Source organism: Halioglobus sp. HI00S01, assembly GCF_001635445.1.
Classification (GTDB): domain Bacteria; phylum Pseudomonadota; class Gammaproteobacteria; order Pseudomonadales; family Halieaceae; genus Halioglobus; species Halioglobus japonicus.
The window spans coordinates 1-327 of record NZ_LWEE01000291.1 but is presented as its reverse complement, the minus strand read 5'-3'; the positions used below and the strand labels follow the sequence as shown (position 1 = coordinate 327).

The following is a 327-nucleotide window of genomic DNA, read 5'->3' as shown; positions in this document are numbered from 1 at the left end:
GGATTACGCTGGCATTCAGCGCCAGCAGCACAGGCGGCATGTCGCCAATCGGCGAGGCGTTGCCGATGTTGCCGCCAATGGTGCCCTGATTGCGAATCTGTTTGGAGCCCAGTCGCTCCAGTAATTAGTGCAATTCTGGCCACTGATGCAGCAACNGAGGTGCACTGTCGCTGTAAGTGACCGCTGCGCCAATGTCGAGGTGGTTCGAAGTCTCTTGTATGTCGGTCAGGTCCGTGGCGCGCCCGGTATGAATGAGCGTGGTGATCGTTGCCAGTGATTGGGTCAACTCCAGGCTGAGGTCCGTGGCACCTGCCACCAGTCGGGCAT

Annotated in this window: 1 pseudogene; it reads right to left on the bottom strand. The window is 59.2% G+C overall.

Annotated features, from left to right (window positions below):
• Nucleotides 1-316: pseudogene (locus A3709_RS24710) on the bottom strand (FAD binding domain-containing protein); the annotation flags it as partial.
• Between the last annotated feature and the right edge of the window lie 11 nt (nt 317-327).